The sequence below is a fragment of the Micrococcus sp. LASM2_SD2 genome (genome assembly GCF_057364565.1).
Genome location: NZ_JBNFOB010000161.1, coordinates 1 through 5,563, shown reverse-complemented (window position 1 = coordinate 5,563; position 5,563 = coordinate 1). Strand labels below are relative to the sequence as shown.

The window sequence follows — 5,563 nt, the reverse complement described above, 5'->3', positions numbered from 1 at the left end:
TGCGCCCCGCACCGCCCCAACGCGCCGTGGAGCGCGGACAGGGCGGACAGTGCGGCCGTGGCGGCGTCACGCTGGGCCGGGGGCGGCGTGGCGCCGTCGTCGAGGTGGTGTCCCGGCTGGCCTTCCAGGAGGGTGCCCAGGAAGCGCTTGCGGGAGGCGGCCACCAGCACGGGGTGGCCGAGGGCGGTGAGGCGATCCAGGCCGCGCAGCAGGGTCCAGTTCTGCTCCCCGGCCTTCGCGAAGCCCAGACCAGGGTCCATGATGATCTGCGCGGGGGCCACACCGGCGTCGTAGAAGCGCTGCCTGACCTCGATCAGCTCGGCGAGCACGTCCTCCACCACATCCCCGTAGTCCGCGAGGGAATCCATGGTGGTGGGGGTGCCCCGGTTGTGCATGAGGATGTACGGGGCGCCCGTCTCGGCGATCAGCGCCGGCATGTCCGGCTCGTGGTGCAGGCCGGAGACGTCGTTGACGATCACGTCCCCCAGCGCCAGAGCGGCGCGGGCGGTGGCGGTGTGCATCGTGTCGACCGAGAGCACGGCGTCCTCGCCGAGCAGCGCCTCGACCACCGGGAGGATGCGCTGCTGCTCCTGCTCCGGGGAGACCGGGGTGGCGCCAGGCCGGGTCGACTCGCCGCCCACGTCCACGATGTCCGCACCGGCGGCGATCAGCGCGCGGCCGTGCTCGATCGCACCGGCGACGGTGTCATGGCTGCCACCGTCGGAGAAGGAGTCCGGCGTGACGTTCACGACGCCCATGACGAGCGTGCGGCCAGCCGGAAGGCGGTGCAGCAGGGCGGGCGTCTGGTCCTCGGCGGTCATGGCCCCCATTCTGTCAGAGCGGCCCCCGGGCGGCGTCCGCGCTCACCCGTTGAGGATCAGGCTCATCGCCTCGGAGCGGGTGGAGGGATCGCGCAGCTGACCGCGGACCGCCGAGGTGACGGTCTTCGCACCGGGCTTGCGGACGCCGCGCATGGACATGCACATGTGCTCGGCCTGGATCACCACGATCGCCCCGCGCGGGCGCAGATGCTCCTCGAGCGCCTGCACGATCTGCGTGGTCAGCCGCTCCTGCACCTGCGGGCGGCGCGCGTAGAGCTCTACCAGACGGGCCAGCTTGGACAGGCCGGTCACACGCCCTTCGGCGGCCGGGATGTAGCCGATGTGCGCGGTGCCGTGGAACGGGACGAGGTGGTGCTCACAGGTCGAGTAGAACGGAATGTCCTTGACCAGCACCAGCTCGTCGTGTGCGATGTCGAACGTGGTGCTTAGCACCTGGTCCGGTGACTGGTGCAGGCCCGCGAAGAACTCCGCGTAGGCCTTCGCCACCCGCTTCGGGGTGTCCTGCAGGCCCTCGCGGTCCGGGTCCTCGCCGATCGCCTCGAGGATCTCGCGCACCGCGCGCTCGATCCGCGGACGGTCCACGGTGGTCTGCTGCGGGTCGAAGCTGCCCGGAACCCCCGTCACGACGTCGGCTCCGTCACCCTGGTCGGTGTCCTGCGGGACGCCCTGGTGGGGCGCATGCGAGGTGCCGTGCCAGGCGGAGGCGAGGGCGCCGTCGTCGGGCAGCGGAGCCTGCGGGGACGAGGAGGCGAGCACCGGATCCGTGTCCGCGCCGGTCACCTGCGGCTCCTGCGGAACCGGGGCCGAGGCCTCCGGCCAGGCGCCGCTCTCCATCCAGTCCTCCGGCCAGGCGTCGCGGCCGGCGTGGTCCCCGCCGGCGCCGTGGCGGTCGCGTGGATCAGTGGATCGGGTCATGGCCTGCTCCGGGAAGGTCGGGGCCGCCCTCACCGGGCATGCCGCCCTGGTCCGGTCCGGCCGTGGTGGGCGGGGCGTCCGGGGCGTGGCCGGGGACGGTGGTGGACTCGACGCCCACCGGCTCCTGCTCGCCGTCGCCCAGGCGCGAGCGGCGCTCCTGCGGGGAGAGCACCGGCGGCAGGTCCTGGTTCGGACGGTCGTCAGAGGCGAGCCACACCGGACGCGGATCCCGTTGGCGGACGTCCTTGAAGATCTCGGCGACCTCCTCCTGGTTGAGCGTCTCGTGCTCGAGGAGCTCGTAGGCCAGGCGGTCCAGGACGTCCCGGTTCTCCGTGAGCACCCAGTGGGCCTCCGCGTGTGCGGCGTCCATCAGCTGGCGGACCTCCGCGTCCACCAGGTAGGCCAGCTCCTCCGAGTAGCCGCGGCCGGAGCCGCCGCTGCCGTGGCCGAACGCCTCCGAGTTCTCGCCGCCCAGCTTCACGGCGCCCACCTTCGCGGACATCCCGTACTCGGTGACCATCTTCTGCGCGGTCTCGGTGGCCTTCTGGATGTCGTTCGCGGCGCCCGTGGAGGGGTCGTGGAACACGATCTCCTCCGCCACGCGGCCGCCCATCGCGTAGGCCAGCTGGTCCAGCAGCTCGTTGCGGGTGATCGAGTACTTGTCGTTCTCCGGGACCACCATGGTGTAGCCCAGCGCGCGGCCGCGGGGCAGGATGGTGATCTTCGTGACCGGAGCCGAGTGGCGCAGGCCCGCGGCCACCAGGGCGTGGCCGCCCTCGTGGTAGGCGGTGACCTTGCGCTCGTGCTCGTTCATGAGGCGGGTGCGCTTCTGCGGGCCGGCCATGACACGGTCCACGGCCTCGTCGAAGGCGGTGGCGTCGATGACGTTGTTGTGCGAGCGGGCCGTCAGCAGCGCCGCCTCGTTGATGACGTTCGCCAGGTCCGCACCCGTGAAGCCCGGGGTCCGCTTGGCGATGGTGCGCAGGTCCACGTCCAGGGCGATCGGCTTGCCCATGGCGTGCACCTCCAGGATCTTCGTGCGGCCGTCCAGGTCCGGGGCCTCCACCGGGATCTGCCGGTCGAAGCGGCCCGGGCGGAGCAGCGCCGGGTCCAGGACGTCCGGGCGGTTGGTGGCCGCGATCATGATGACGTTGGTGGAGGCGTCGAAGCCGTCCATCTCCACGAGCATCTGGTTCAGGGTCTGCTCGCGCTCGTCGTTGCCGCCGCCGATGCCGGCGCCGCGCGAACGGCCGACCGCGTCGATCTCGTCCACGAAGATGATCGCCGGGGCGTTCTGCTTCGCCTGCTCGAACAGGTCACGGACACGGGAGGCGCCGACGCCCACGAACATCTCCACGAAGTCCGAGCCGGAGATGGAGAAGAACGGGACGTTCGCCTCGCCCGCCACGGCCTTCGCGAGCAGGGTCTTGCCGGTGCCGGGAGGGCCGTAGAGCAGGACGCCCTTCGGGATCTTCGCGCCGACCGCGTGGAAGCGCTGCGGCTCGGTCAGGAACTCCTTGATCTCATGGAGCTCCTCCACGGCCTCGTCCGCGCCGGCGACGTCGTTGAACAGCACGTCCGGGTTGTCCTTGTTGATCAGCTTCGCCCGGGACTTGCCGAACTGCATAACCTTGGAGTTTCCGCCGCCCATACGGGACATCAGGAACCAGAACAGCCCCAGGATGATGATGAACGGCAGCACCAGGCCGAGCATCGAGAGGAACCAGTTCGAGCGCTCCGGCTCGTCCTGATAGCCGTCCAGCGAGGACTCGTCCACGGCCGCGACCACGTTCTCCGCGCGGGCCTCGGAGAAGTAGAAGTAGACCTCCTTGCCGAGGTCCTTGCCCTCCTGCTTGTAGTTCTCACGGAGGGTGAGGTCCACGCGCTGGTCGCCGTCCGAGATGAGCGCCTCGGTGGCCTTGTTCTCCTTCAGCAGCGTCATGCCGACGTTCGTGTCCACGGCCTCGCGCTGCGGCTGCATGACGGTGGGGATCACGAACCCGAGCACCACCAGGGCGAGCAGGATCCAGAAGAAGGGTCCCTGGAGGAACTTCTTCAGGCCCGAAGGCTTGTCCTTCGAGCCGGCGTTCTTGTCCGCCACGTGGCCACGCTCCTGTCCTGAACTCGGCCTGCTCGTTGGGCCGGGTGCACTGGTCCGGTGGACTACGTTACCGGCCTGGGCGGACGCGGTGCCCAGCGGCGGCCGTGAGTTCGCCGCAGGTGGACAGGTGGGGGTGCGGTGTGGCGCGGGGGTCGCGGTGCGTGGGCAGAGAGGCCCCGCCCAGCCGCCGCCCCGCACCTCACCCAGGCCCCTGTCTCGTTGCTGGCGCGCACATGGCCGCTCTCAGCGCCCATCAGGCTCTGAAAGCGGCCATGTGCAGGACAGCAACGCGCCTGCACGCAGTGCACTGCGCGCCCGGCGACCTCAGGAGTACACGTGCGGGGCCAGCGTGCCCACGAAGTCCAGGTTGCGGTACTTCTCGGCGTAGTCCAGGCCGTAGCCCACCACGAACTCGTTCGGGATGTCCTTGCCCACGTACTTCACGTCGATCTCCACCTTCATGGCGTCCGGCTTGCGCAACAGGGTGCAGATCTCCACGGAGTTCGGGTTGCGGGACTCGAGGTTGGTCTTCAGCCAGGACAGGGTGAGGCCGGAGTCGATGATGTCCTCCACGATGAGCACGTCGCGGCCCATCAGGTCCGTGTCCAGGTCCTTCACAATCCGCACCACGCCGGAGGACTTGGTGCCGGAGCCGTAGGAGGAGACGGCCATGAAGTCCATCTCCACGTGGGACTTCAGCGCCCGGGTCAGGTCCGCGACCACCATGACGGCACCCTTGAGGACGGCCACGATCAGCAGGTCCTTGCCCTGGTAGTCCTCGTCGATGCGGGCGGCCAGGGACTCGATGGTCTCCTGCACCTCCTCCTTGGTCATGAGGACGTGAAGAAGATCGTCCCGGACGTCGTTGGCATCCATGCTGCGCCGCTCCTGTAGGGGTGTGAGGTGACAGGTGTGGACGTCCTGGCGGGGGCGGGCCGCGGAGTCGGCGGGCCTCCGGCGGACGCGTTCAGTCGACCGCGGGGTCGGGGTGGAACTCCAGTCTTGCACATGTGCGCGCGCCCGCGCCCGCGCCTGTTCCGCCTCCGGCGGCTTCCCGACGACGGCGCCTCACCTGGGTGCCTCCGCCCAGTTGGACGGGGCCCGCCGATGTGCCGCCCCGGCGGGCCTGCGTGACGAGGGCGTCCACCGCCAGGAGCCGTTCGCGGGTGGTGGGGTCGGCCCCGGTCAGGGCGGCGGCGCGGGCGTAGATCCGGTGGCGGACTGCGGCCGGGAGGGCGGCGAGCCCGTCGAGGTCCAGGGCGATCCGGCGGCGGGACGGGGCGGCGTCTGTGGGCGACTCTCGTCCGGGTTCCTCGGAGGCCAATGGAGGCAGGTCTAAGGCATCGTCGAGCCTGAGGGCGGCGAGCTCGCGTTCCGCCCAGGACTCGAGGGCGGCGGCGTCTTCGGCGGCGATGGCCGCGGAGCGCACCAGCCCGGCCCGCACTCCGGCGCCCAGGCCGCGGTGTTCGTCCTCGAGCAGAGGCAGCACCGTCTCCCGGACCCGGACACGGCGGACGTCGGGATCGGTGTTCATGGGATCGGCCCACCAGGTCACGCCGCCCCAGGCGCAGACGGCCTCGGTGTCCGCGCGGGTCAGCCCCAGCAGCGGGCGCACCAGCTCGACGCCGGTGGCCAGCCGCCGCCGGGCGGGAATCCCGGCGAGGGACCGGTGTCCCGGAGCCGCGGGCGAGGGCGAGCAGGACCT

5 protein-coding genes are annotated in these 5,563 nt (G+C 70.9%); all 5 read right to left on the bottom strand.

The window, feature by feature from the left end; translation table 11 throughout:
• The coding region (folP, locus tag AC2W7A_RS08835) for a dihydropteroate synthase (RefSeq protein WP_485991036.1) at positions 1 to 821 on the bottom strand (821 nt) is incomplete at its 3' end.
• 42 nt (positions 822 to 863) lie between these two features.
• Positions 864 to 1,466, bottom strand: a complete 603-nt coding sequence (gene folE, locus AC2W7A_RS08830) for a GTP cyclohydrolase I FolE (RefSeq protein ID WP_485991038.1) — start codon at positions 1,464 to 1,466, stop codon at positions 864 to 866.
• 274 nt (positions 1,467 to 1,740) lie between these two features.
• Positions 1,741 to 3,816, bottom strand: a complete 2,076-nt coding sequence (ftsH, locus tag AC2W7A_RS08825) for an ATP-dependent zinc metalloprotease FtsH (RefSeq protein ID WP_485991037.1) — start codon at positions 3,814 to 3,816, stop codon at positions 1,741 to 1,743.
• 366 nt (positions 3,817 to 4,182) lie between these two features.
• The gene (gene hpt / locus AC2W7A_RS08820; RefSeq protein WP_485991035.1) at positions 4,183 to 4,734 is read right to left on the bottom strand and encodes a hypoxanthine phosphoribosyltransferase; all 552 of its coding nucleotides are present in this window, start codon (positions 4,732 to 4,734) and stop codon (positions 4,183 to 4,185) included.
• 91 nt (positions 4,735 to 4,825) lie between these two features.
• Positions 4,826 to 5,563: PP-loop family protein (locus AC2W7A_RS08815; RefSeq protein ID WP_485991034.1), on the bottom strand; the 738-nt coding region annotated here is incomplete at its 5' end.

Coding starts and splice junctions, on each gene's coding strand:
- hpt (WP_485991035.1), bottom strand. CDS start 4,734: ATGGATGCCAACGACGTCCGGGACGATCTTCTTCACGTCCTCATGACC.